The sequence below is a fragment of the Xanthomonas sp. WHRI 6108 genome (genome assembly GCF_040202385.2).
Taxonomy (GTDB): Bacteria; Pseudomonadota; Gammaproteobacteria; order Xanthomonadales; family Xanthomonadaceae; genus Xanthomonas; species Xanthomonas arboricola.
In genome coordinates this window covers 17,879-43,362 of the sequence record NZ_CP168198.1, presented here as the reverse complement: position 1 = coordinate 43,362, position 25,484 = coordinate 17,879, and the positions used below count along the sequence as shown (strand labels likewise).

The 25,484-nt window shown below is 66.4% G+C and carries 17 protein-coding genes; 11 read left to right on the top strand and 6 right to left on the bottom strand.

The window, feature by feature from the left end:
• Window positions 1-165 precede the first annotated feature (165 nt).
• From gltB to ABQ039_RS00155, 3 genes are all read left to right on the top strand, one after another.
• Window positions 166-4,638, top strand: coding sequence for a glutamate synthase large subunit (gene gltB, locus ABQ039_RS00165; protein WP_184609636.1), 4,473 nt, complete (start codon window positions 166-168; stop codon window positions 4,636-4,638).
• Window positions 4,639-4,814: 176 nt separating this feature from the next.
• On the top strand, window positions 4,815-6,296 hold the full coding sequence (locus ABQ039_RS00160; RefSeq protein ID WP_039514691.1) for an FAD-dependent oxidoreductase: 1,482 nt from the start codon (window positions 4,815-4,817) through the stop codon (window positions 6,294-6,296).
• Between the two features lie 677 nt (window positions 6,297-6,973).
• Complete coding sequence (locus tag ABQ039_RS00155; RefSeq protein WP_184380627.1) at window positions 6,974-8,059, top strand: acyltransferase; 1,086 nt, start codon at window positions 6,974-6,976, stop codon at window positions 8,057-8,059.
• A 188-nt stretch (window positions 8,060-8,247) separates the two neighbouring features.
• On the opposite strand, the gene ABQ039_RS00150 is transcribed toward ABQ039_RS00155, so the two are convergent.
• Window positions 8,248-9,306 carry an NAD(P)-dependent alcohol dehydrogenase gene (locus ABQ039_RS00150; protein ID WP_016901586.1) on the bottom strand — a complete coding sequence of 353 codons (1,059 nt, stop codon included), beginning with the start codon at window positions 9,304-9,306 and terminating at the stop codon, window positions 8,248-8,250.
• Between the two features lie 309 nt (window positions 9,307-9,615).
• On the opposite strand from ABQ039_RS00150, the gene ABQ039_RS00145 reads away from it, so the two are divergent.
• From ABQ039_RS00145 to ABQ039_RS00130, 4 genes are all read left to right on the top strand, one after another.
• On the top strand, window positions 9,616-10,689 hold the full coding sequence (locus ABQ039_RS00145; protein ID WP_349778293.1) for a glycoside hydrolase family 5 protein: 1,074 nt from the start codon (window positions 9,616-9,618) through the stop codon (window positions 10,687-10,689).
• Between the two features lie 796 nt (window positions 10,690-11,485).
• Entirely contained in the window at window positions 11,486-12,475 is a 990-nt protein-coding gene (locus ABQ039_RS00140) for a glycoside hydrolase family 5 protein (RefSeq protein WP_184381366.1), read from the top strand.
• Between the two features lie 513 nt (window positions 12,476-12,988).
• Window positions 12,989-14,050 (top strand): glycoside hydrolase family 5 protein, encoded by a 1,062-nt coding sequence (locus tag ABQ039_RS00135; protein WP_054591745.1) that lies wholly within the window; start codon window positions 12,989-12,991, stop codon window positions 14,048-14,050.
• Window positions 14,051-14,387: 337 nt separating this feature from the next.
• Window positions 14,388-14,837 carry a PepSY domain-containing protein gene (locus ABQ039_RS00130; protein WP_046345206.1) on the top strand — a complete coding sequence of 150 codons (450 nt, stop codon included), beginning with the start codon at window positions 14,388-14,390 and terminating at the stop codon, window positions 14,835-14,837.
• Between the two features lie 362 nt (window positions 14,838-15,199).
• Here the strand turns inward: ABQ039_RS00130 and ABQ039_RS00125 are convergent, their stop codons facing one another.
• Both ABQ039_RS00125 and ABQ039_RS00120 read right to left on the bottom strand, forming a co-directional pair.
• Complete coding sequence (locus ABQ039_RS00125; RefSeq protein ID WP_184609632.1) at window positions 15,200-16,996, bottom strand: M28 family metallopeptidase; 1,797 nt, start codon at window positions 16,994-16,996, stop codon at window positions 15,200-15,202.
• Window positions 16,997-17,056: 60 nt separating this feature from the next.
• Complete coding sequence (locus ABQ039_RS00120) at window positions 17,057-17,713, bottom strand: hypothetical protein (protein WP_046345204.1); 657 nt, start codon at window positions 17,711-17,713, stop codon at window positions 17,057-17,059.
• Window positions 17,714-17,810: 97 nt separating this feature from the next.
• On the opposite strand from ABQ039_RS00120, the gene ABQ039_RS00115 reads away from it, so the two are divergent.
• Both ABQ039_RS00115 and ABQ039_RS00110 read left to right on the top strand, forming a co-directional pair.
• Window positions 17,811-19,109 (top strand): murein hydrolase activator EnvC, encoded by a 1,299-nt coding sequence (locus tag ABQ039_RS00115; RefSeq protein ID WP_184609630.1) that lies wholly within the window; start codon window positions 17,811-17,813, stop codon window positions 19,107-19,109.
• A gap of 142 nt (window positions 19,110-19,251) precedes the next feature.
• Window positions 19,252-20,766: a S41 family peptidase gene (locus ABQ039_RS00110; RefSeq protein ID WP_054591743.1), complete on the top strand. Its 1,515-nt coding sequence runs from the start codon at window positions 19,252-19,254 to the stop codon at window positions 20,764-20,766.
• A 202-nt stretch (window positions 20,767-20,968) separates the two neighbouring features.
• Here the strand turns inward: ABQ039_RS00110 and ABQ039_RS00105 are convergent, their stop codons facing one another.
• From ABQ039_RS00105 to ABQ039_RS00095, 3 genes are all read right to left on the bottom strand, one after another.
• The gene (locus tag ABQ039_RS00105; RefSeq protein WP_104553577.1) at window positions 20,969-21,955 is read right to left on the bottom strand and encodes a D-2-hydroxyacid dehydrogenase family protein; all 987 of its coding nucleotides are present in this window, start codon (window positions 21,953-21,955) and stop codon (window positions 20,969-20,971) included.
• Window positions 21,955-22,275, bottom strand: a complete 321-nt coding sequence (locus ABQ039_RS00100) for a DUF1820 family protein (protein ID WP_016901574.1) — start codon at window positions 22,273-22,275, stop codon at window positions 21,955-21,957. Before ABQ039_RS00100 ends, ABQ039_RS00105 begins: the two co-directional genes overlap by 1 nt.
• Before the next feature lie 91 nt (window positions 22,276-22,366).
• Window positions 22,367-23,059, bottom strand: coding sequence for a rhomboid family intramembrane serine protease (locus ABQ039_RS00095; RefSeq protein WP_024939139.1), 693 nt, complete (start codon window positions 23,057-23,059; stop codon window positions 22,367-22,369).
• 217 nt (window positions 23,060-23,276) lie between these two features.
• Here ABQ039_RS00095 and ABQ039_RS00090 point away from each other — a divergent pair, with 217 nt between their 5' ends.
• Window positions 23,277-24,617 carry an outer membrane protein transport protein gene (locus ABQ039_RS00090; protein ID WP_024939140.1) on the top strand — a complete coding sequence of 447 codons (1,341 nt, stop codon included), beginning with the start codon at window positions 23,277-23,279 and terminating at the stop codon, window positions 24,615-24,617.
• 120 nt (window positions 24,618-24,737) lie between these two features.
• Window positions 24,738-25,442, top strand: a complete 705-nt coding sequence (locus ABQ039_RS00085) for a 2OG-Fe(II) oxygenase (RefSeq protein ID WP_104591067.1) — start codon at window positions 24,738-24,740, stop codon at window positions 25,440-25,442.
• The last annotated feature ends 42 nt before the right edge of the window (window positions 25,443-25,484 follow it).

Sequence of the window (25,484 nt, the reverse complement as noted above, 5' to 3'; positions counted from 1 at the left end):
CAGCTGGCACAAGGCCTTGCGGCCGCCCTCGTTGCAGCTGTAACGGTGTATTGCGGCACCGCATCAACTGTGGTCTAGTCGATCATCCGGTGACCTCTTCGAAACGCTCCACGGATCGAGCGCTGCAACGTCGTCGCCGCTCTCCCAGATCGCAAAGAGGCAGACATGGCCCCCCGCACTCGCCAAGGGCTCAACGACCACGGTCTCTACAACAGCGCGCGCGATGAGCGCGACGCCTGTGGTTTTGGCATGGTCGCCCAGTTGGACGACCAACCTTCCCGCTCGCTGGTGGACACCGCAATTGCGGCGCTCTCGCGCATGACCCACCGCGGCGGCGTGGCGGCCGACGGCCTCACCGGCGATGGCTGCGGCCTGCTGATCCGCAAGCCCGATGCGTTCCTGCGCGGGCTGGCGCGCGATGCCGGCATCGCCCTGGGCACGCGTTACGCGGCCGGTGTGGTGTTCCTGCCGCTGGACGAAGCCGATGCCGCACGCTGTCGCACCGAACTGGAAACCCAGTTGCACAGCGCCGGCGTGCAGTTCCGCGGCTGGCGCGTGGTACCCACCGACGACAGCGTCTGCGGCCAGCTGGCACGCGACACCTTGCCGCGCATCGAACAGGTATTCGTCGATGCCGGTGCCGAGCAGAGCGAAGATGGCTTCACCCTGGCGCTGTTCCTGGCGCGCCGCCGCGCCGAGCAGGCGCTGCACGAGGTGGAAAACTTCTACGTCACCACGCTCTCGCCTAACGGCATCAGCTACAAGGGCATGGTGCTGCCGGACAAGCTGAGCACGTTCTACCCGGACCTGCAGCGCAGCGACCTGTCCTCCAGCGCGATCGTCTTTCACCAGCGCTTTTCCACCAACACGCTGCCGCGCTGGCCGCTGGCGCATCCGTTCCGCCTGCTCGCCCACAACGGTGAGATCAACACCATCGAAGGCAACCGCCGCTGGGCGCAGGCGCGCAGCAAGGTGTGGCAGACCCCGCGTTTCGACATCGCCGAGTTCGACCCGGTGATCTCCATGCATGGCTCGGACTCGCAGAGCCTGGACAACATGCTCGAGCTGCTGATCGCCGGTGGCATGGACCTGCTGCAGGCGCTGCGCATCCTGGTGCCGCCGGCGACCCAGTCGCTGGAGTTCAAGGACGCCGACCTGGCCGCGTTCTACGAGTTCTACGGCCTCAACACCGAGCCGTGGGATGGCCCGGCCGGCATCGTCGCCTGCGACGGCCGCTATGCCGCCTGCATGCTCGACCGCAACGGCCTGCGCCCGGCGCGCTGGATGCTGACCTCCGACCGCCATTTCCTGGTCGCCTCCGAGGCCGGCGTGTGGGAGCTGCCCGCTGAGCGCATCACCCGCAAGGGCAAGCTGGGCCCGGGCGAGATGATGGCGATCGACCTCAAGCGCGGCGATCTGCTGGACTCGGACGCCATCGACCGCATCAACCGTGCGCGCGCGCCGTACAAGCAATGGCTGCAGCAGGGCGTGACCTATCTGCAGACCGAACTGATCGACCCTTCGCTGGTGGAAGAACCCTTCAGCGAGCAGACCCTGCGCAGCTACCACAAGCTGTTCCAGCTCAGCACCGAGGAAGTGGAGCAGATCCTGCGCCCGCTGGCCGAGACCGAGCAGGAAGCCACCGGCTCGATGGGCGACGACACCCCGATGGCGGTGCTCAGCCGCCAGACCCGGCCGCTGTACGACTACTTCCGCCAGGCCTTCGCGCAGGTCACCAACCCGCCGATCGACCCGCTGCGCGAAGGCATCGCGATGTCGCTCACCACCCAGCTCGGCAAGGAGACCAACATCTTCCACGCCGGTGCGGAGACGGTGAACCACGTCATCCTCAACTCGCCGGTGCTCAGCCAGCGCAAGCTGCGCCAGCTGCTGAAGATGGAGCAGTACGTCGAGCGCAACCGCCTGATCGACCTGTCCTACAGCGTGGAGGAAGGCCTCAAGGCCGGCCTGGAACGCATCTGCCAGGAAGTGGAAGCGGCCGCACGCGCCGGCGCCGTCATGCTGTTGCTGTCCGACCGCTACCCGGTCCCGGACCGGCCGATGGCGCATGCGCTGCTAGCCACCGGCGCGGTGCATCACCACCTGTGCAAGGTGGGCCTGCGCTGCGACGTCAACCTGATCATCGAAACCGGCACCGCGCGCGATGCGCACCACATGGCCTGCCTGCTCGGCTTCGGCGCCACCGCGGTGTATCCGTACCTGGCCTATCAGACGCTGTTCGACCTGGGCCGGCGCGGCATCCTGCAGCTGAGCAAGGGCGGCGAGCAGTCGCAGATCGGCCGCCGCTACCGCAAGGGCATCTACAAGGGCCTGTCCAAGATCATCTCCAAGATGGGCATCTGCACCATCGCCAGCTACCGCGGCGCGCAGTTGTTCGAGATCGTCGGGCTGGACCCGGACGTGGTGGAGCTGTGCTTTGCCGAGACGCCCGCACGCATCGGCGGCGTGGGCCTGTCACGGCTGGATACCGAGGCGCGCGAGCTCACCGCACGCGCCTGGAACGACCAGCTCAAGCCGGAAGTGGGCGGCCTGCTCAAGTACGTGCACGGCGGCGAGTACCACATGTACAACCCCGACGTGGTCATGACGCTGCAGCGCGCCACCCGCACCGGCGATGCCGGCGACTGGCAGAAGTACGTCGACGCGGTGCATGCGCGCCCGGCCTCCACGCTGCGCGATCTGGTCCAGCTCAAGCGCGCCGACACCCCGACCCCGCTGGACGAGGTGGCCCCGGCCGAAGATGTGTTGCGTCGCTTCGACACCGCCGCGATCAGCCTGGGCGCGTTGTCGCCCGAAGCGCATGAGGCGCTGGCCATCGCGATGAACCGCCTGGGCGGGCGCAGTAACTCGGGCGAAGGCGGCGAAGACCCGGCCCGCTATGGCACCGAGAAGCGCTCCAAGATCAAGCAGGTGGCCTCCGGCCGCTTCGGCGTGACTCCGGAATACCTGGTCAACGCCGAGGTGCTGCAGATCAAGGTCGCCCAGGGCGCCAAGCCCGGCGAAGGTGGCCAGCTGCCCGGCCACAAGGTCAACGAGCTGATCGCGCGGCTGCGCTACGCCAAGCCCGGCATCGGCCTGATCAGCCCGCCGCCGCACCACGACATCTATTCGATCGAGGATCTGGCCCAGCTGATCTACGACCTCAAGCAGGTCAACCCGACCGCGCTGGTGTCGGTGAAGCTGGTGGCCCATGCCGGCGTCGGCACCATTGCCGCCGGCGTGGTCAAGGCGGGTGCCGACCTGATCACCGTGTCCGGCCACGACGGCGGCACCGGCGCCAGCCCGGTCAGCTCGATCCGCTATGCCGGCGTGCCGTGGGAACTGGGCGTGGCCGAGTCGCACCAGGCGCTGGTGGCCAACGACCTGCGCGAGCGCACCATCCTGCAGACCGACGGCGGCCTGAAGACCGGCCTGGACGTGGTCAAGGCCGCGTTGCTGGGCGCCGACAGCTTCGGCTTCGGCACCGCGCCGATGATCGTGCTGGGCTGCAAGTACCTGCGCATCTGCCACCTCAACAACTGCGCCACCGGCGTGGCCACCCAGGACGAGCGCCTGCGCGCGAACTACTTCACCGGCCTGCCGGAGCGCGTGGAGCATTTCTTCCGCCTGCTGGCCGAAGAGGTGCGCCAGTGGCTGTCCTACCTGGGCGTGCGTTCGCTGGACGACATCGTCGGCCGCACCGACCTGCTCGAACAGCTGGAGGTCTCCCCGCGTGCCGGCGTCAAGGTCGACCTGTCGCGCCTGCTGACGCATGCCCGCTACGACGGCAGCCACTGCGCCGCCCAGCGCCTGTACGAATCGCCCGACAGCCTGGCCACGCAGATGGACGGCCTGCTCGCCGATGCGATCGCCAACAAGCGTGGCGGCGACCACCGCTTCCTGATCCACAACACCGACCGCTCGATCGGCGCGCGCCTGTCCGGCGCCATCGCGCGCGTACACGGCAACCACGGCATGAGCGATGCGCCGTTGAATCTGCGCTTCCGCGGCACAGCCGGGCAGAGCTTCGGCGCGTTCAACGCCGGTGGCCTGCAGCTGGAGCTGGAAGGCGAGGCCAACGACTACGTCGGCAAGGGCATGGCCGGCGGCCGGCTGGTGGTGCGCCCGCCGCGCGGGGCGCGCTTTGAGGCGCGCAGCACGCCGATCGTCGGCAACACCTGCCTGTACGGTGCCACCGGTGGCGAGCTGTTCGCGGCCGGGCGGGCGGGCGAGCGCTTTGCGGTGCGCAACTCCGGCGCACTGGCGGTGGTGGAAGGTGCCGGCGACCACTGCTGCGAGTACATGACCGATGGCGTGGTACTGGTGCTGGGCAAGGTGGGCCTGAACTTCGGCGCCGGCTTCACCGGCGGGCTGGCCTACGTGCTGGATATCGAACGCGACTTCGTGGACCGCTACAACCACGAACTGATCGACATCCACCGCGTCTCCGCCGAGGGCTTCGAGAACCATCGCCAGCACCTGCACACCCTGATCAGCCGCCACCGCGAGCTGACCGGCAGCATCTGGGCGCAGCAGATCCTCGACGAGTTCCGCGACTACATCGGCAAGTTCTGGCTGGTCAAACCCAAGGCCGCCAGCATCGAGTCGCTGACAGAGTCGCTCAGGCGTGCCGCTTGAGTGACGGGATTGGGGAGTCGGGATTGGGGATTCGCTCAAGCTATGCGAATCCCGATTCCCGAATCTCCACTCCCGGCCTTCCAGCGTCGTGATTGTTTGTTCGAGATTCGCACCGCGTCCGCCCCCCGTCACACGCTGTTGCGAATCCCCAATCCCAACTCCCGAATCCCAGCCCTATGAGCCGCAAGCAAGCCTTCCAATTCCTCGACCTGCCCCGGACCATGCCCACGCGCATTCCGGTGGAGCTGCGTACGTCCGGTGACTGGGGCGAGCTGTACGGCAAGTTCGACAAGGCCGACGCGCAGTACCAGTCCGGCCGTTGCCTGGACTGCGGCAATCCGTACTGCAGCTGGAAATGCCCGGTGCACAACGCGATCCCGCAGTGGCTGCAGCTGGTGCAGGAAAACCGCATCGAAGAAGCCGCCGCGCTGTGCCACTCCACCAATCCGCTGCCGGAAGTGTGCGGGCGGGTGTGTCCGCAGGACCGCCTGTGCGAAGGCAGCTGCACGCTGGAGGAATTCGGCGCGGTCACCATCGGCGCGGTGGAAAAATACATTGTCGATACCGCCTTCAAGATGGGCTGGCGCCCGGACCTGGGCAACGTGCAGCCGAGCGGCTGGCGGGTGGCGGTGATCGGCGCAGGCCCGGCCGGCCTGTCCTGCGCGGACCGCCTGGTGCGTGCGGGCATCGAGGCAGTGGTCTACGACCGCTACGAGCAGATCGGCGGCCTGCTGCAGTTCGGCATTCCCAGCTTCAAGCTGGACAAGTCGGTGATCGGCAAGCGCCGCGAAATCCTCGAAGGCATGGGCGTGCAGTTCCGCCTGGGCGTGGAGATCGGCAAGGACGTCAGCATCGAGCAGTTGCTGGGCGAGTTCGATGCGGTGTTCCTGGGCACCGGTGCCTACCGCTACACCGATGGCGGGCTGCCCGGGCAGGACCTGAAGAACGTGCTGCCGGCATTGCCGTTCCTGGTGCAAAACAGCCGCATCGTCAGCGGCAACGACCCGCACGGCCGGCCGATCGCCGGCTGGGAAGACCAGATGGCGCTGCCCGATCTCAACGGCAAGCGCGTGGTGGTGCTCGGCGGCGGCGACACTGGCATGGACTGCGTGCGCAGCGCCATCCGCCTGGGTGCGGCCAAGGTCACCTGCGCCTACCGCCGCGACGAGGCCAGCATGCCCGGCTCTGCACGCGAGGTCGCCAACGCGCGCGAGGAAGGCGTGCGCTTTTTGTTCAACCGTCAGCCGCTGTCGATCGAATCCGGCGCCGACGACGAGGCGATCGGCGTGACCGTGGTGGAAACCCGGCTCGGCGAACCCGATGCCAGCGGGCGGCGCAACGCGGTACCGGTGGAAGGCAGCGAATCGCTGCTGGAAGCGGACGTGGTGATCATCGCCTTCGGCTTCTCGCCGACCCTGCCCGACTGGCTGGCAGCGCAGGGCGTGGAAGCCGGCAGCAACGGCCGCATCGTCGCACCGGCCGACGACAATGGCCGCCTGCCCTACCAGACCAGCAATCCGCGGCTGTTCGCCGGCGGCGACTGCGTGCGCGGCGCCGACCTGGTGGTCACCGCGGTGGCCGAAGGCCGCGATGCGGCCGGCAGCATCGTGCAGCTGCTGGGCGTCAAGGCGCAGGTCAAGGAACCGGCCGCGGCCTGAGTGCCGACCAGCGCGTGGGCTCGGCGCCCACCGCTGGTTACCGGCTCGCGTGCGGGCAACCCGCACGCTGCGTTGGCGGCCAGGCCGCATGACGCTGCTCGATGCAGCGCATCCACCGCGACCCACCGTGCGGAAGACGCTCTAGGCGACCAGACTCTCGCCTGACTCATGCTCCAGGGCTCCACCTGCCTGCCACGCAGGCCAGACGCCTCGTGGCGCAACGCCGATATCGCATCCGCAAGGTCGTGGTTTGTCCGACCCGCAGCGCGCGAGGACACACGCACGCCTCCTCCGCGATCGACACCTCGCTGGACACACGGCGCGCCGGACGGGAATGCCAGCAAACGCAAGCGCCCAGCCGCCATGCAGCCTTTCGCACACACGCTTGAGCCTGCCATCGGCATGCGCCCGGGCCCGCATCGATCTGCAGCCTCGACGATTGCACCCACTGTAGAAGTGTGATTTAAGTCACATATCTGCTGTCGCCCCCTAACGCGATCCTGCCGACCCACCTCCCGACGCGCAGGACGCCCTGCGCCAAACCGGATGTGCTCGGCAATGACGGCAGTCGGTCCCATCCCGGTGCGCGATACCGCCGCCGCGGACTCCAGACCTCATTCATCTGTCGCCGCGCCCCGCGGCGGCGAAGCCGTGGGCCCCACCAAGGAAGCAACCTCATGACACAGCAACTCACTACCGGCCAATACGGACGCGACGACTGGGTGGACTGGCTCCGCGGTGCCAGCGTGTTGATGGTGATCGTGCTGCACGCCTACGGCTTTGCCTTCGATGCCTACCCGGAACTGCGCGGCGGCGCTGCTGAAGAAAGCAGCGCACTGATGCTGTCGATCGAGCGCCTCAACCGCTCGCTGGCGCCGCTGCGTATGCAGCTGATGTTCCTGCTCTCGGGCCTGTTCGTGGCGCGTGGGCTGGACAAGGGCATCGCGCCCTACCTCGGCGGCAAGCTGCGGCACGTGCTGTATCCCTACCTGCTCTGGTCGGTGCTGATCTTCGCCCTGCGCGAGGCCGGCTCGGTGCTGGCCAAGGCCGAACCCATCGCCTGGCTGGACCTGGGCAAGATCGCGGTCGGCAACGTGGCACTGACCTGGTTCCTGTTCTACCTGTTCGTGTTTCTGGTGCTGATGCCCTTGCTGCGCCGGCTGCCGGCGCCGTTGGTCCTGGCCGCGACCGTGCTGGGCTCGGTCTGCCTGGGTCCGCTGCTGCGTCAGGGTGCCGATCCGTTCTATTACTTTGCGTTCTTCTACATCGGCACGCTGCTGGCCGGCCGGGTGCCGGCCCTGCTACGGCAGGCACCGCGCTGGATCTGGCCACTGTCGTGCCTGAGCCTGTGCGCCATCGTGCTGATCGCCAATCTCACCGCGCTGCACGGCATCTGGATCGGCTACTTGCCGCTGGTGCTGATCGCGCTACCACTTCTGATCACCGCGGCGATGTGGGCGAACCGGCAACCGGCCGCGCAGGCGATCCGCTATGTGGGCCGCAACTCGGTGGTGTTCTACCTGAGCCACTTTCCGCCGTTCATCGTGCTGGCCTACCTGCTGCCGCGCTGGATAGACGAGGGAACGGTACTGTTCTTCGCCTTGTTGAGTGTCGGCGTGCTGGGGCCAGCCGTGCTGTGCCTGCTGCGTGCACCGGGCCGCCTGCCCGCGCTGAACCTGCTGTTCTCCGCACCGCTGCCGGTGCGTCGCCCACGCAGCTTGCCTGTCGCCGGCAAGCTGCACGCCTCGCCGGTGTCCGCATAGCCGCAGTCCTTGCCGGCAGTGCCGCTCAGCGGCGCTGCCGATCCGGCTGGTAAGGCTGATGTCGTGCGGTCATTTACGACCACGCACTGCCGTCAGAACCCGGTGATGCATTCCATGCCGCATCACCTAGCCGACCGTAGGGCCGGCAACCGACCTACAGTCCTGTGGCAGGGCTGCAGGCCAGGCGATCAGGCCGCCTTGTCCAGCGTGGCCATGTCGATCACGAAGCGGTACTTCACGTCGCTCTTGAGCATGCGCTCATAGGCCTCGTTGATCTGGTCGGCGCGGATGGTTTCGATGTCCGAGACGATGTTGTGCTTGGCGCAGAAATCCAGCATTTCCTGGGTCTGGCGGATGCCGCCGATCAACGAACCGGCCAGGGTGCGGCGCTTCATCACCAGATTGAACACGCTCGGCGAAGGATGCGACTCCTCGGGCACGCCCACCAGCACCATCGCACCGTCGCGCTTGAGCGCATTGAGGAACGGGTCCAGGTTGTGCGGCGCGGCCACGGTGTTGAGGATGAAATCCAGCGTGTTGGCCTGTGCGGCCATCTGCGCCTCGTCCTTGGACACCACCACTTCGCTGGCGCCCAGGCGCAGCGCATCGGCGCGCTTGCTCTCGGAGGTGGTGAACAGCACCACGGTGGCGCCCATCGCCTTGGCGATCTTCACCGCCATGTGGCCCAGGCCGCCCAGACCGACCACGCCCACCTTCTGACCGGGACCGACCTTCCAGTGCGCCAGCGGCGAATACGTGGTGATGCCTGCGCACAGCAATGGCGCCACTGCGGCCAGGTTGTCGCTGTGCGAGATGCGCAGCACGTATTTCTGGTCGACCACGATGTGGTCCGAGTAACCACCGTAGGTGTTCTCGCCGCCACCAAACATCGGGCCGTTATAGGTGCCGGTGAAGCCCTGCTCGCAATACTGTTCTTCGCCTTCCTGACAGGACGCGCAGCTGCGGCAGCTGTCAACCATGCAGCCGACGCCGGCCAGATCGCCGACCTTGAAGCCGGTGACCGCATCGCCGACCGCAGTGACGCGGCCAACGATCTCGTGGCCGGGCACCGACGGGTAGCGCGTGTTGTGCCATTCGTTGCGTGCGGTGTGCAGGTCCGAGTGGCACACGCCGCAGTAGGCGATATCGATCTGCACGTCGTTGGGGCCTGGCGCGCGCCGTTCGAACACGAACGGTGCAAGCGGCTGATCGGCAGTTTGGGCGGCGTACGCGTGGGCTTGGCTCATGGGGAGACTCCAGGATGTGACGTCCCCCGCGACAGTGCGGAAGACGAAGAAATAGGTGGCTCTAGCTTAAGACAGCTGCCTGTCGCACTCCTGCGACAGTGCGTCTTGCCTGCCGGGTTGCGGACGCGACCGCAGCGGCATGGTGCGCCCTGCGGGTGTTTGCGCACGATCAAATCGGCGTTTGCCGGCGTGAATGGCGCGCTAACGCCGGAGCTTCTACGCTGACCAACCACCATCCTGCCCTGCACCATCCCTGCTGGCCGTGCCCTCCCCCTGCGGCCGCCTACGTCGATGCCGAAGGAGGCTTCCATGTTCCGCTCTCCCCCCAACCTCCCATCCTTGCGCAGTGCCGCACTCGCACTGACCTTGCTGGCCGCACTGCCGCTGGCGCACGCCAAGGAGCCTGCGCGCCCTGGAAAGGAATCCAGCGGTTTGAAGTATGTCGGCGTCAATCTGTCTGGCGCCGAGTTCAACTCACGCAAGAAGCCCGGCACCCTGTTCAAGGACTACACCTATCCGGCCGCGTCGGACTTCAGTTATTTCGCCGGCAAGGGCATGAATACGATTCGCCTGCCGTTCCTGTGGGAGCGCCTGCAGCCACAGCTCAACGGCGATCTGGATGCGGCGCAACTGGCGCTGCTGAAGAAATCGGTGGATGCGGCCAAGGCCAACAAGCAGTACCTGATCCTGGATGTGCACAACTACGCCAAGTACAACGGCAAGCGCATCGGCAGCAGCGAGGTGCCCACCGCCGCGGTGGCGGATCTGTGGCGCCGGCTGGCGCTCGAATTCAAGGACGACAAGTCGGTGATCTTCGGGCTGATGAATGAGCCCAACGGCATTTCCGCCACCGATTGGGCGAGTGCGGCGCAAGGCGCGATCAACGCGATCCGCAAGACCGGCGCCAGGAACCTGATCCTGGTGCCGGGTACCGCCTACAGCGGCGCGCACAGCTGGCGCAGCTCCAACTATGGCGTCTCCAATGCCAAGGCGCTGGAAATCCTCAAGGACCCGGGCAATAACCTGGCCTTCGAAGCGCACCAATATCTGGATAACGACTACAGCGGCACCAAGCCGGTGTGCACCAGCGCCACAATCGGCGAGGAAAAGCTGCGCGGCTTTACCGCATGGCTGCGCGAGAACAAGCAGAAGGGCTTTCTGGGCGAGTTCGGCACCGCCAACAATCCGGTCTGCGACCAGGCGCTGGAAGGCATGCTGACCTACATGGAAAAGAACAGCGACGTGTGGCTGGGCTGGACCTGGTGGGCCGCTGGCGCCTGGTGGAAGCCGGAGTATTTCTTCACCGTGCAGCCGGGCAAGGACGGCAGCGACAAGCCGCAGATGTCGATTCTGAGCAAGTACGCCCGCCGCGCGACCAAGTAAGCCGCGCGGGAAGGTCGATCACGGTGGTCGCAGCAGTTGCTGCGGCCACCGTTTTTTTTGCGCGCCATCCGTCATGTCCTGCCACGCGTCACCGATGACATCCACCAACGATTACAGACCGCGTGCTGCATCCATCTCAGCCGCAATCCGATCTTCTTATTGCACCAGGTGCACTGGCTGCCCGCTGCCGAAAGCATGACGCCGCCCACACTTAGTGCGCGGTGCACATGGCAAGTGCCGAGGTTGCGCGACCGCACCAGGTGACTTTTGCATGTGCGTGCGCGTTGATCGCGCAGCAGCACGGTGGCGATGGCAGGTGCTGTGCTGCGCCGCGCGTTGCGTTTCGATGATGCCCGCGCAATGCGGCGTACGTCGCAATTGCGATGCGCACCACTGCCAGGCGCACGGCGCCATCGACCTGCCGCGTTGTGATCGCACCATGGCCGTCCAGCGATGCGGGAGGCGGCGTTCCGCAGCCATTCGGCGCAGATTGCAATCGGCATGCAATGCGCGTGACCGTGCGGTGTCGCCATACCACAACAAAGCGTGCGCATGTTTGGCAATAAACGCGAAGTCGCTCACAGCTCCAATTAAGTGATAGCTCGCATTCGTAGTTTGAATGTCTCGATGCGCTTAGGGTGAAACGCGATGCAGTGTCGTCATGCACGTGGCAGGTCCACGCCAGGGCAATGCATCTCCCCCGCGAATGCTTCAGGAGTCACCCATGCTGCCCTCCCCCACGCCGACGCGCCGGCTGTCCAGCCGTGCGTTGTCATTGCTGCTGCTTGTCATCGTGCTGCTTGCAGGTGTGCCGTTCGCACAGGCACAGAACCGCCTGAAGTACGCAGGTGTCAATCTTTCCGGTGCCGAAATCAAATCCTCGCAAAAGCCCGGGGTGCTCAACGTCGACTATCTGTATCCGGCTGCCAGCGATTACCGCTACTTCGCCGGTAAACACATGAACATCGTCCGGCTGCCGATCCTGTGGGAGCGCCTGCAACCCAAGGCCGGTGGCGAGCTGGATGCGGCGCAGCTGGCACTGATCCGCCGGGCCGTGGCCGACGCGAAGGCGGCCAAGGTGTACCTGATCCTGGATATCCACAACTACGCCCGGTATTACGGCAACAAGATCGGCAGCGCGCGCGTGCCGATCAGCACCTTCAACGATCTGTGGCGACGCCTGGCGATCGCCTTCAAGAACGACAACAGCGTGATCTTCGGGCTGATGAACGAGCCTTACGACATCAATCCGCAGTCCTGGGCCAACGCCGCGCAGGCATCGATCGACACCATCCGCAAGACCGGTGCCAACAATCTGATCCTGGTGCCCGGCGCGCTATGGAGTGGCGCGCACAGCTGGTATTCCACCGTTGCCGGCCAGTCCAACGCAGTGGCGCTGGCCTCCATTCGCGACCCCCTCAATCGCTACGCGATCGAAGTGCATCAGTACCTGGATACGGACTCCAGCGGCACCAGCGCCGGCTGCGTCAGCAGCACCGCCGGTGCCGACCGCCTGCGCAGTTTCACCCAATGGCTGCGTCTGAATCACAAGCAGGGCTTTCTCGGCGAGTTCGGCACCGGCAACAACGCCACCTGCAATAGCGCACTCAACGGCATGCTGGGCTATCTGGAAACCAACCGCGACGTATGGGTGGGCTGGACCTGGTGGGCCGCCGGCGCGTGGTGGAACCGCAGCTACCCCTTCAACGTGCAGCCCGATGCGCAGGGCCGCGACAAGCCGCAGATGTCGATCCTGAGCGCGCGCGCAAAACGCATCACCCAGTAGTCGGAGCAAGCAGCGTGCGATGGGCAACCGTCGCACGCTGCGCAGCAAGCACCCAGCTAACGCATGTACACCCGGTATATGCCGATGCCCGGCAACAGCCGTGCCCAGCCGCGGTGAGCACAGTCGTCACGCAGCAAAACGCCAGCACTCAGCACGCGCTCTAGCGCTCGCTGCGTGTGCGTGCGCTACAGCAGTGCAGCGTCGGTGATCCGGCGCCGCGCCGTTGACGGCGAGCGTATCCATCCGCCGATTTTTCGACAGCGCCATGCATGCGATGGCGGTGTCGACAAGCGTGCGCGACCGCTTTTCAGCGCGGCGCGTCACAGCGCGCTGTTCCAGAACGTGACCCTTGCGGTAAGTGACTGCGACCCAGCCTACACATTTAATTCACATTCGATGTGGTGAGCGTTTAGGCACGGCAGATGCATTGGTTACGACAGGTGTGGCGCACCTCGCGCAGATCGCACGCAAACCGCTGCGACACACCATCCCCGTCGTCGAAGGAGTTGTTTCATGTCTGCTGTCTCTCAAACGCTGCGCACCGTTTTCCGCTGCGCCCTGCTCTGCATTCTGTTCGGCACATTCGCACCCGTCTACGCACAAACACGCGCACTGACGTATGCCGGCGTCAATTTATCCGGCGCCGAATTCGCATCGTCCAAAAAACCCGGCGTCCTCAATAAGGACTATATGTATGCCTCGGCCAGCGATTACACCTATTTCGCCGGCGTCGGCATGAACACGATCCGCCTGCCGGTGCTGTGGGAACGTCTGCAGCCCAGTGCACGCGGTGAACTGGATCCGACCCAACTGGCCCTGGTGCAGCAAGCCGTGGCACGCGCAAAGGCGTCGGGCATGTATCTGGTGCTGGACATCCACAATTACGGCAAATACTACGGTTACAAGATCGGTGGCGACGAAGTGCCGATCGCCACATTCGCCGATTTGTGGCGCCGCCTTGCGCTGGCATTTCCCAGCGACAACGCGGTGATCTTCGGGCTGATGAATGAGCCCAATGGCGTCTCGGCCAGCGCCTGGGCTGCCACTGCACAGGCAGGCATCAATGCGATTCGTGCCACCGGTGCGAACAACCTGATTCTGGTGCCCGGCGCATTATGGACCGGTGCGCACAGCTGGTATTCGCCCACCAACGATGGCTATTCCAACGCAACCGCACTGGTTTCGATCTACGATCCGCTCGATCGCTACGCGTTCGAGGTGCATCAGTACCTGGATGCCGATTCCAGCGGCACCACCAATGTCTGCGTCAGTGCCACCATCGGTGTCGAGCGTCTGCGTAGTTTCACCGAGTGGCTGCGCACCAACCACAGGCGCGGGTTTCTGGGCGAATTCGGCACCGCCAACAACCCCGTCTGCAATGAGGCACTGCGCGGCATGCTCCGCTATATCGACGCCAATGCAGATGTCTGGTCGGGCTGGACCTGGTGGGCCGCCGGTTCGTGGTGGAATGTCAGCTATCAGTACAGCGTGCATCCCAACAAGGACGGCACCGACAAGCCGCAGATGTCCATCCTCTCGCCGCAGGCGGTGCGCGCCACACGCGCCATTCCGTAATCTGAGGCAGATGGGTTGAGTCAGGCGAGCCGCCGCAAGGCGGCTCGCTTCTTTTGCATCTTCGTACTGGCTATCTATTGGATGACAGGCCGGGCAGGACGGTTTCGATGTGACACCGTTTACGTCACTCCCAGCACACTACGCGCCCATTGCGCCGCAATGCCGCAAACCACTGGCTGATGAACGTGCGAACGTGCGTGCGCCATCGGACGCACCCCGAGCGCATCATCACCGAAACTTGAGCTCACTGAACTCTTGCTGCGGCTTCTGACGGCCATTCACCTGGCAGCGATAAGACCGCGTCCAGCATGGGCGCACTTCACTGCAGGAGCATCACATGGCACATCGACTGATGAAGACCGCGCTGATCGGCGCACTCGCATTGGCAGCGCAGGGCGCGTTTGCGCAGGCCGCCGCCGACAAGCCGGCCAAGGCGCTGACCTCCCGCGAGGTCACCAGCATGCTGACCGACAAGGGCTATACCAAGGTGCACGACGTCAAGTTCGAACATGGCGTGTGGACCGCCGACGCACGCAGCGGCGACGGCAAGGACGTGGATGTGCGTATCGATCCGGTGACCGGCCGCGTGTACGGCGACCAGACCACTTCCAAACTGAGCGAGGCCGATATCCGCGCCGCGCTGTCGGCCGGCGGCTATTCCAACGTGCACGACCTCAAGTTCGAAGACGGCTTGTGGAAGGCCGATGCCGAGCAACGCGGTGGGCAGAAGGTCGATCTGCACGTCGACCCGGATGATGGTCACGTGGTGAGCGTGGATAACGATTGACCATCGCATCTCGGGGGCGCCGGCGTGCCGACAGGACGGCCGTGCTGATGGCAAGGCACTGCCGTCAGCACGATTGAAGGCCTCTCACAGGCCGGTGGCATCCTCTCTCAGAAGAGCACCGACCAAGAGACATGCCTCAGTGGGATGGGGCACGTGATCCGACGCATCGATGCACTGCATCGACACGGATCGTGACCTCGTCCGCAACCGTCACGACCAGGACGAACCAACACAAAGGGCCTCCAACAGGAGGCCCTTTGTGTTGATCGCGATACGCGGGCGCGGCGCTACCGCTCCCCTTGCAGGCCGCATCACGACGCCATGCAGTAGCTGCATGACATCGCATGCGGTGCTGGCGTCGGTCAACGCGCCGGCGCTGCCTTCTTGCCCTCGGCAGCTGCGTCATTTTCGGCGTCAGGCGCGGCTACCGCGGCGCCCGCAGCGGGCTTGCCGGCCATCATGCGATCGCGCGCAGCCTTGAACGGGTTGCCGGCATACCAGTTGGGCCAGCGCTGGCCGGCGGCCACCTCCTTGCCCACACCATACACCGCCTGCAGGTCTTCGATGGTGCCATCGAGCTTCCAGCTGGCCGCATCGTATTCGTCGCCCGGGGCGTGATAGCGATTGCGCCCATAGTCTTCGGCGGCCGCGCGCCCGGCCGCGGTACCGCCCTCGCGCAGGTCTTCGCCGCCATCGGCATACAGCGCCGGCACACCGGCCTTGGCGAAGTTGAAATGATCCGAGCGGAAATACGAGCCGCTTTGCGGCGTGGCTTCGGCATGCAGGGTGCGGCCCTGCATCGCGGCGATCGGCTTGAGGATGTCTTCCAGCTCCGAACTGCCCATGCCCACCACGGTGACATCGCGTGCGCGCCCGGCCACCGACATCGCATCCAGGTTGATCACCGCCGCGATCTTGTCTAGCGGAAAGCTCGGGTTGGCCACGTAGTACTTGGAACCGAGCAGGCCGGATTCTTCCAGCGTCACCGCAACGAACACCACCGACCGCGCCGGTTTGGGATCCTGATGCGCGAACGCGTCGGCAATCTCGAGAATGCCGGCCACGCCGGTGGCGTTGTCGACCGCGCCGTTGTAGATGTTGTCGCCGCTCTCGCCCGGGTGTTTGCCCAGGTGATCCCAGTGCGCCATGTACAGCACCGCTTCGTCGGCATGCGTGGTCCCGGGCAGCACGCCGACCACGTTGCGCGAGGATTTCTCCGCGATCGTGCTCTTCAGGTCCACCGACCAGCTGGCCTTCAACGGCACCGGCTTGAAGCCACGCTTGCTGGCGTCCTTGTAGGCCTGCGCCAGATCCAGCCCGGCATCGGCGAACAACTGCTTGGCGGTCTCGGCGCTGATCCAGCCCTGCACCGGCAGGCGCGGATCGGGATCGTCCTTGGCCGGCAGGTCGTATTGCGGGCCGGCCCAGGAATTCTTGACCACGTCCCAGCCATAGCTGGCGCCCGGGGTGTCGTGCACGATCAGCGCGGCGGCCGCGCCCTTGCGGGCGGCTTCCTCGAACTTGTAGGTCCAGCGGCCGTAGTAAGTCATGCGCTTGCCGTCGAACAGCTTGGCATCGCCGGTATGGAAGCCGGGATCGTTGACGAACATCACCACCGTCTTGCCCTTCCAGTCCTGGCCGGCGTAATCGTTCCACTGCTGTTCGGGCGCATCCACGCCGTAGCCGACGAATACCAGCTCGCTGTTGTCCAGCTTGACCTCGGCCTGGCCGGTGCGGGTGCCGACCACGATGTCGGTGCCGAAGGCCAGGATGCGGGTCTGCTCGCCGCTGCGCAGGCTGGGTGCGGTGGCTGCATCGGCGGTGGTTTCCACCATTGGCACGTCCTGGAACCAGCTGTCGCCGTTGCCCGGCTGCAGGCCGATGCGCTGCATCTGGTCGCGGATATAGGTGACGGTCTTCTCTTCGCCCGGCGTGCCGGGGCCACGTCCTTCGAATTCGTCCGAGGCCAGCGTCTTGACCAGCTCGGCAAAGTCGTCGCCGGTCAGCTCCGGCGAAAAGGTGTGGCGGCTGACCGGTGCGCTGGCCGCCGTGTCCACCGGCGCCTGTGCGGCGGGCGCGCTTGGTGCGTCGGCGGATTCGCGCTTGCAGCCGGCCAGGGCCAGCGTCGCGGCCAGGCACAACAGGATCTTGCGGGGCATCGGGACTCCTCGTGCGGCGAAGGTGCCCCGATTCTAGGCGCTGGCCCCGTGGTGAGCGCGTCAGTCCTTGGGTGCCACGTCGCTGTCGAAGCTGCGCGCGGTGGCGCCGGTGACGGCACCGATCTTCGCAGTGCGGTGCACGTACAGGCTGACCTCGCGCTCGAACTCCAGCGGGCCATCGACCACCGCATCCGGGCCGATCACCACGCGCGGCTTGCGCGCAGGCTTGAACGAGAAGCTGAAGTTCGGCTTGGTGACCTCGATCCCGCCATGCACATGCGAGCGCACCCCGACGGTAATGTCGCCGTTGACGGTCTCGATGCCCTTGCCGAGCTCGGTTTCCACCAGGCCGATACTGCCGTTGACGGTTTCCACACCGCCGCTGATACGGCTGCCGCGCTCCACCAGCACGCTGCCGTTGACCGTCTCCAGCCCGCCGGATACCACCACCTTCTGCCCCAGCGTGATCGCGCCATTGACCGTGGAGACATCGCCGGTGCGAGCGTTGTCGCCGATCTGGATACTGCCGTTGACCGTTTCCACGCTCCGGGTCTGCGCGCCGGCGCCGACCTCGATGGAGCCATTGACGGTGTCCAGCCCGCCATAGACCTTGCCGGCCTCGGCGCTGATGCGGCCGTTGACCTTGCTGATGTCCTCGTCGGCCCAGGCGCTTGCGCAGACCAGGGACAATGCCAGAAGAAGATGCTGGGGCTTCATGCTGAACCTTGCGCGGCGGCGGCTGTCTTGGGCGTGGCGGTGATCACACCATGCTTGGCTACAATCGCGCACCTGCCTGAAGTCACTGGACCTTTCGTTGCCCCTGTCGCCCGCCCCGCGCTCGCGCCTGCCGTCCGCCCCCGCCACCGGCCGCTGCCGCGCGTGGCTGGCGGCGACCGTGCTGGCCTGCACGCTGCTGGGCAGCACCGCGGCCGGTGCGCAAAGCCAGCGCGAAACCGAGCGCAAACTGCAGCAGCTGCGCGACGAACTCAAGACCATCAGCGCCGACCGCCGCGAGCTGGAAGGCAAGCGCGGCACTGCCGCCCAGCAACTGCGCCAGGCCGATGAGAAGGTGGCCAGGACCTCGCGTGCGTTGAGCGAGACCGAAACGGCGATGCGCGAGCAGGAACAGCATCTGGGCAAGCTGCAGCAGGAGCGTGCGCAGCTGCAGCGCGGCCTGCAGAACCAGCGCGTGCAGCTGGCTGCGCTATTGCGCGCCGCCGACCAGGTCGGCCGCAACGCGCCGTTGAAGGTGTTGTTGTCGCAGGACACCGTGGGCGATGCCACGCGCATGCTGGCCGATCATCGCTACGTGCAGAACGCGCGTGCACAGCGCATCCAGGCACTGACCACGCAGCTGGATGCGCTGACCAAGGTGGAGCAGGACATCGCCAACCGTCGCCAGGCACTGGATACGGCGCGTGCGCAGCAAAAGGCGCAGGCCGCATTGCTGCAGAAGGATCGCTCGCAGCAGGCGGCGACGGTCGCGCAGCTGGACGACCGCTACAAACAGCGCGCCGAACGCGAAAAAGCCCTGGGCCAGGACGCCAAATCGCTGGAGCAGCTGCTCGCCAACCTGCGCGCGGCCGCCGCCAAGGCCGAGGCCGAACGGCGTGCCGCCGCCAGACGCGCCGCCGCCGAAGCCGCCGCGCAGGCCAAACGCAGCAAGACCGAGCGCCCCGAGCGTCCCGGCAAGACCCCGCCCAAGGTCATCGCCAGTGCGCCGGCACCCAAGGTCGGCGGTCTGAGCTGGCCGGTGGCGGGCAACCTGCTGGCGCGCTTCAACGCCACCTTGCCCGACGGCCATACCAGCAAGGGCGTGCTGATCGGCGCGCCCAAGGGCAGCACCGTCACCGCGGTGGCCGATGGCACGGTGGTGTTCTCCGACTGGATGACCGGCTACGGCATGATCCTGATCGTGGACCACGGCAACGGCTACATGAGCCTGTACGCGCACAACGACACGTTGTTGCGCGATGCCGGCGCGTCGATCAAGCGCGGCGAAGCGGTGGCCAAGGTCGGCAGCTCGGGCGGGCAGGGCGTGCCGGCGCTGTACTTCGAACTGCGTCGCAACGGGCAGCCGGTGGATCCGTCGAGCTGGTTGCAGCGCCGCTGAGCGCACGCGCACGCCGCGCGCGTGCCGGTGCATGACCGCCGCCATACCTGGCCCCGCCAAGTCAACGCGGATTTACCGTGGCTTCGCGCATAATCCAGGCTGCTCCGTTGCGGGGCGTCTTATCTCTTTGTCGGAGTGCTTCATGCGCGTAGCCGTCCTGTCCGTTGCCCTGTCGCTGGCGTTGTTCGCCTCACCCGGTTGGGCGCAGAAAGCCAGTCCCGCCGCCGCCCAGGCCACTGCGGACGATCCGGAAGCCAACGAAGCCGCCGTCTCCAAGGTGCCGCTGGACGAGATCCGCCGCTTCGTGGCGGTGTACAACGCGGTCAAGCAGGCCTACGTCGACCCGGTCGAGGACAAGAAGCTGATGCACGCCGCAGTGCGCGGCCTGCTCTCGGACCTGGACCCGCACAGCACCTATTTCGACAAGGAAGATGCCGAAGCCTTCGACGAGCAGGCCACTGGCGCCTACGACGGCATCGGCGTGGAATTGCTGCAGCAGCAGGACAACACGCTCAAGGTGATCGCGCCGATCGACGACACCCCGGCCGCACGTGCCGGCATCCGCGCCGGCGACGTCATCGTGGCCATCGACGGCAAGCCGATCGACGCCAGCAAGGCGATGGAGCCGCTGCGCGGCGAATCCGGCAGCAAGGTCGTGCTGACCATCGTGCGCGACAAGGCGCCCAAGCCGTTCGACGTGACCCTGCAGCGGCAGACCATCCGCGTGGCCAGCGTGCGTAGCAAGCTGCTGGAACCGGGCTATGGCTATATCCGCATCAGCACCTTCCAGGCCGACACCGGTGCCGACTTCCAGAAGAACCTCAAGCAGCTGCAGGCCGGCGGCAAGTTGCGCGGCCTGGTGCTGGACCTGCGCAGCAACCCGGGCGGTCTGCTGACCTCGGCGGTGCAGGTGGCCGACGACCTGCTCGACAAGGGCAACATCGTCAGCACGCGCGGGCGCATCTCCATCAGCGATGCCAAGTTCGACGCCACCCCGGGCGATCTGCTCGGCGGCGCGCCGGTGGTGGTGCTGGTGGACGCCGGCTCGGCCAGTGCCTCGGAAGTGCTGGCCGGCGCGCTGCGCGACAACCAGCGCGCGCGCATCATCGGCAGCCGCACCTTCGGCAAGGGCTCGGTGCAGACCGTGCTGCCGCTGGACAACGGCGACTCGGTCAAGCTGACCACCGCGCGCTATTACACCCCCAGTGGCAAGTCGATCCAGGCCAGCGGCATCGTGCCGGAAGTGCTGCTCACCCCCGAACCGCAGCCCGGCGATGCCGACGTGCCGGCCAGCCTGGCCGACTTCAGCGAAGCCACGCTGCCGGGCCATCTGCGTGGCGATGCCGAAGGCGAGGAGGGCTACACAGCCGGCGACGTGCTGCCGGGCGATGGCCCGATCGCTTCCGCGCTGGCCGAGCTCAAACAGCCCGGCTCGGCGGCCAAGGCGCAAGCCGCGCTCAAGGCCAAGGCACAGGCAGCGCAGAAGGCCAAGGCCGCCAAGACCGCGGCCGAGCCCAGGCCGGCCGCCGCGCGCCCGGCAGCAGCCGACAAGCCCAAGCCTGCCGACAAGCCAAGCGAACCGGCCGACAAGGCCAAGCCCGCGCCGCCGGTGGAACCTGCCGCGCCTGCGCCTGCGCCGGCCGAACCGGTCAAGTAATCCGGCCACAGCGCAGCGGGTGAATCACCCGCTGCGCGCCAGGCCCGATCGCTACGCATCGGCACTGCCACGCCACCTGCACGCATCCCTGGATCACCCGGCCGCCACAGCGCCGGCGGGTTTTGGACCCCAAGGCGCTTGTAGGAGCGACCCCTGTCGCGACAAGCCTCTCCGAGCGCACGATCACCGCGTCAACCACGCACTATCGCGTAATCGCCAATGCCTCGGGATTGACCAGGTTGCGCGGCGCACCGGCGGCAAATGCCAGCACATTGTCGAACGCTGCTTCGAAGTACAGCGCATAGCTGTCGCTTTCCACGTAGCCCAGATGCGGCGTCGCCAGCACGCGCGGATGCTGCAGCAGCGGGTCGCGCGGATCCAGCACTGGCTCGCGTTCGAATACATCCACTGCCGCCTGTGCCGGCCGGCCCGCATCCAGCGCGGCCAGCAAGGCGCCGGGCGCGATCAGCTCGGCGCGGCTGGTGTTGACCAGCAACGCATCCGGACGCATCCAGGCCAGATCCTGCGCGTTGATCTGGTGGCGGGTCTGCGCGGTCAGGCGCCGATGCAGCGACAGCACATCGCTGCGTTCGAACAGGTCCTGCCGGCTGGCGGCGATGTCGAAGCCATCGCGCGCGGCCTGTGCGCACGAGGCCTCGCCGCCCCACACCAGCACCTGCATGCCGAATGCACGCCCGAAGCCGGCCACGCGCTGGCCGATCCGCCCGTAACTCCAGATGCCCAACGTGCGCCCATGCAACGCGCGCCCCAGACCGGGATCGCCCAGCGCCTGCCAGCGGCCCTGGTGCAGCGCGCGCTGGTACTCACTCAGGCGCCGGCTGGCCGACAGGATCAAGGCCCAGGTCAGTTCGGCCGGCGCCACCGGCGAGCCGACGCCTTCGGCCACCGCCACCCCGAACTCGGTGCACGCGGCCACATCCACATGCGCACCGATCCGGCCGGTCTGGCTGATCAACTTGAGTCGCGGCAGTCGCCGCAACAGCGTGGCGTCCACGCGGGTGCGTTCGCGGATCAGCACCAGCGCATCGGCTTCGACCAGCCGCTCGGCCCATTCGTTGGGGTCGGTGGCCAGCGCGCCCAGCACCTGCACATCGTGGCCGTGCAGGCGCTGCAGGCAGGGCAGGTGACGCACGGCGCCCTGGTAATCGTCGGGCACCAGGATGCGCATCAGCGCGGCTTGGTCGGCAACGGGAACGGCGTGACCACCTTGTCGCCGGTGGTGGCATCGCGGATCACCGACTGGCCCTTCTTCTCGACTTCCTCGATGCGCACGATGCTCTGCATCGGCAGGTGCAGCGTCTTGGTGTTGCCGAACTCTTCGCGCAGGCGCTCTTCGGTGGGGTCGACCACCAGCCCGTCGTGCACGTCGAATACCAGCTCGCCGATCTGGTTGAAGCCCCACAGATGGCTGCCGGTGACCTGGCGGGCGTAGAGCTCGTAGACCTTGCCGTGATTGAGGAAGGTGACTTTGTACAGAGGCTTGGACATGCAGCGATTATAGGCGCGCCACCGCGCAGCGACGCAGCGCGCAGCCGGCGCAACACTGCGCTCCGGTGCGCCTTGCACGATTGCCGCCGCGCTAGAACCCGTGGCGCTTGCGCAGCCGCCGCGCGATCGCCGCGCGCACATACAGCCCGTACACGATGCCGAACACGAACCCGGCGATATGCGCCGACCACGCCACCATGCCGAAGGCCGGGCCGATATAGGCGAACACCACCTGCAGCAGCGCCCAGGCGCCGATCAGCAACGGCGCCGGTACCCGGATGAATTCCAGAAACAGCCCCAGCGGCAGCACCACGCCCAGCTTGGCGCCGGGAAACAGTGCCAGATAGGTGCCGATCAACGCCGACACCGCGCCCGAGGCGCCGATGATCACCCGGTCCGGGGTGCCGATCGCGAAGATTGCCGCCAGATTGGAGGCCGCGCCACCGACCAGGAACAGCAACAGCAGGCGCCACGGCCCGAGGATGCGCTCGGCCGGCAGCCCGAAGATCAGCAGGAACACCAGGTTGCCGAGCAGGTGCGACCAGTCCGCATGCAGGAACAACGCGGTGAACAGCCGCAGCACGCTGCCGTCGCGCAGCGTCGCCCACCAGTCGCCAAGGTTGGACACGCCGCTGGACAGCGCGCCCCAGTCCAGCCACAGCGTATTGCGTGCCTCGCCGGGCCGGCTGATCGACCACAGGTAGGCCAGCCAGACGGCTGCGAACAGCAACGGCACTGCCCAGCGCGGGGTGGGTTTCTTGCGGGAAGGGAGAGAGACGAACATCGGAGTGGCACTCTAGCGGGTTCACGCTCCTGAACCCATCCCTAACCTGTCCAGACGATCAAAACGTGCTTCGTTATTGTTCGGTTAATTGTGGTGGGTATACTGCGTACGGCGTCGTATGTCGGGGGGGGGTCTCCGGCGCGCTCCAGCAGCCACTTGGCGCTGGGCGCGGGCGCTGTACCGACCACTGCAGTCTTTATCCGGAGAGCACCACCTTATGTCTACCGCTTCCACTCTCAGCCGCGCCACCCTGTTGGCCGTCGGTATTGCCGGCGTACTCGCCGTTGGCCAGGCCCACGGCGCCGCCTTCCAGCTGAAGGAAAACAGCGCCAAGGGTCTTGGCCGTGCCTTCGCCGGTTCGGGCAGCGCCCCGGACGATGCCTCGATCATCGCCAACAACCCGGCCGGCATGCGCCAGCTGGACGGTCGCCTGTTCCAGGCCGACGTCAGCGCCATCAGCTTCTCGGCCAAGTTCCAGCCCGACACCGCCACCTACGCCAACGGCGCCCCGGTCTCCGGCGGCAATGGCGGCGACGCCGGCATGATCGCGCCGGTCCCGGCGATGTACTTCCACGTGCCGTTCGGCGAGAACGACAACATGCACCTGGGTACCTCGCTGACCGTGCCGTTCGGCTTCAAGACCGAATACGACCGCGACTGGGTCGGCCGCTACCACGGCACCAAGACCGAGCTGCAGGCGATCGACTTCAATGTCGCGTTCTCCTATGACGTGAACCCGTACGTGTCCTTCGGTGCCTCGGTGTTCGCCGAGCGTCTGGATATCGACCTGGCCAATGCGGTCGATTTCGGCAGCGTGCTGGCCGCGCGCCGCGTGCCGGGCTTCGCGCCGGGCAATGCCGATGGCTACTCGCGCATCAAGGGCGACAGCACCGAAGTGGGCTTCACCCTCGGCGGCTTGTTCAGCATCGACGAGAACACCCACATCGGCTTCAGCTACCGCTCGGAAGTGGAGCACAAGATCACCGACGGCGATGCCGACTTCACCGTGCCGGGTCCGGCTGCGGCAGTCCTGGGCGTTGCCGCGCCGGGCACCTTCGTCGACACCAAGGGCCGCGCCACCGTCAAGCTGCCGGCCAGCGCCACCGCCAGCTTCACCCACAACGTGAACGAGCAGTGGTCGATCATGGCCGACGTCACCCGCACCGCCTGGAGCAAGTTCGACCAGGTGACGGTGGACTTCGCCTCCAACCAGCCCGACAGCGTGCTGGACTTCTCCTACCGCGACACCACCTTCGCCTCGATCGGTGCCGACTACCGCATGAGCGAGACGCTGACCCTGCGTGGCGGCCTGGCGTACGACCAGACCCCGACCACCGCCGAGCACCGCGACGTGCGCGTGCCGGATGCGAGCCGCAAGTGGGTCTCGCTGGGTCTGAGCTGGCGTCCGTCGCAGCAGGCCGAATACAACTTCGGTTACACCCACCTGTTCACCAGCGACCCGACCAGCGACACCCGCAGTGCCACCGGCGACCGCCTGGCGGGCAGCTACAAGGTGAAGGGCGACGTGCTGGCCGCTTCGGTCAACTACAAGTTCTGATCGTCGTAGCACCACGCGTGTAACGAAAAACCCCGCTTCGGCGGGGTTTTTCTTTGCTGCCTTGCGTGCGCCGCCGGGCGCGCTGTGCAGGCGGTAGCGCAGATTGCTATGGTCGTGCGCATGAGCCAACCCGACTTCATCCAGATCACCGACAACGCCGTCTCGCGCGAGGATTGCGCCGCCATCGTGCAACGCATGCGCGACAGCCAGCAGCTGCATCCCGGCCGTATCGGTGGCGGCGTGTTTCCCGAACTCAAACACAGCCGCGACCTGCGCATCAGCGGCGTAGCCGAGTGGGCGGCGGTGGAAAACCGCCTGCAGCAAGCGGTGTTCGAAGGCGTGCTGACCTATCTGCGGCATTATCCACAAGCCCTGATCTCACCGCTGATGCTGCAGGTCACCACCGCCGACGGTAGCCCGCACCGGCTGGTGGCCGAGGACATCGCGCAGATGAGCGACCAGGCGCTGGGCGACCTGGCCCGTACCTGCCTGCGCCCGGGCGCGATCAACCTGCAGTGGTACACCGCCGACCAGGGCGGCTATCCCTACTGGCATTGCGAGCTGTATCCACGCGATGCCAGCGCCGACACATTGCACCGGCATCTGCTGTGGACGCTGTACCTCAACGACGAGTTCGAACAGGGCGAGACCGAATTCCTGTTCCAGCAGCGCAAGGCCCGCCCGCGCACCGGCAGCCTGCTGATCGCCCCCACCGCCTTCACCCACACCCACCGCGGCAACCGCCCGGTCGGCGGCGACAAGTTCATCGCCACCAGCTGGATCCTGTTCCAGTCGGCGAGTGCCTTGTACGGCGGGGATTCGTGATTGGGGATTGGTAAGGGCCGGTCATTGCAGTGCGTCGGCTGT

Coding starts and splice junctions, on each gene's coding strand:
- ABQ039_RS00160 (WP_039514691.1), top strand. CDS start 4,815: ATGAGCCGCAAGCAAGCCTTCCAATTCCTCGACCTGCCCCGGACCATG.
- ABQ039_RS00085 (WP_104591067.1), top strand. CDS start 24,738: ATGAGCCAACCCGACTTCATCCAGATCACCGACAACGCCGTCTCGCGC.
- ABQ039_RS00135 (WP_054591745.1), top strand. CDS start 12,989: ATGTCTGCTGTCTCTCAAACGCTGCGCACCGTTTTCCGCTGCGCCCTG.
- ABQ039_RS00150 (WP_016901586.1), bottom strand. CDS start 9,306: ATGAGCCAAGCCCACGCGTACGCCGCCCAAACTGCCGATCAGCCGCTT.
- ABQ039_RS00090 (WP_024939140.1), top strand. CDS start 23,277: ATGTCTACCGCTTCCACTCTCAGCCGCGCCACCCTGTTGGCCGTCGGT.
- ABQ039_RS00125 (WP_184609632.1), bottom strand. CDS start 16,996: ATGCCCCGCAAGATCCTGTTGTGCCTGGCCGCGACGCTGGCCCTGGCC.
- ABQ039_RS00145 (WP_349778293.1), top strand. CDS start 9,616: ATGTTCCGCTCTCCCCCCAACCTCCCATCCTTGCGCAGTGCCGCACTC.
- ABQ039_RS00130 (WP_046345206.1), top strand. CDS start 14,388: ATGGCACATCGACTGATGAAGACCGCGCTGATCGGCGCACTCGCATTG.
- ABQ039_RS00120 (WP_046345204.1), bottom strand. CDS start 17,713: ATGAAGCCCCAGCATCTTCTTCTGGCATTGTCCCTGGTCTGCGCAAGC.
- ABQ039_RS00155 (WP_184380627.1), top strand. CDS start 6,974: ATGACACAGCAACTCACTACCGGCCAATACGGACGCGACGACTGGGTG.
- ABQ039_RS00105 (WP_104553577.1), bottom strand. CDS start 21,955: ATGCGCATCCTGGTGCCCGACGATTACCAGGGCGCCGTGCGTCACCTG.
- ABQ039_RS00110 (WP_054591743.1), top strand. CDS start 19,252: ATGCGCGTAGCCGTCCTGTCCGTTGCCCTGTCGCTGGCGTTGTTCGCC.
- gltB (WP_184609636.1), top strand. CDS start 166: ATGGCCCCCCGCACTCGCCAAGGGCTCAACGACCACGGTCTCTACAAC.
- ABQ039_RS00100 (WP_016901574.1), bottom strand. CDS start 22,275: ATGTCCAAGCCTCTGTACAAAGTCACCTTCCTCAATCACGGCAAGGTC.
- ABQ039_RS00095 (WP_024939139.1), bottom strand. CDS start 23,059: ATGTTCGTCTCTCTCCCTTCCCGCAAGAAACCCACCCCGCGCTGGGCA.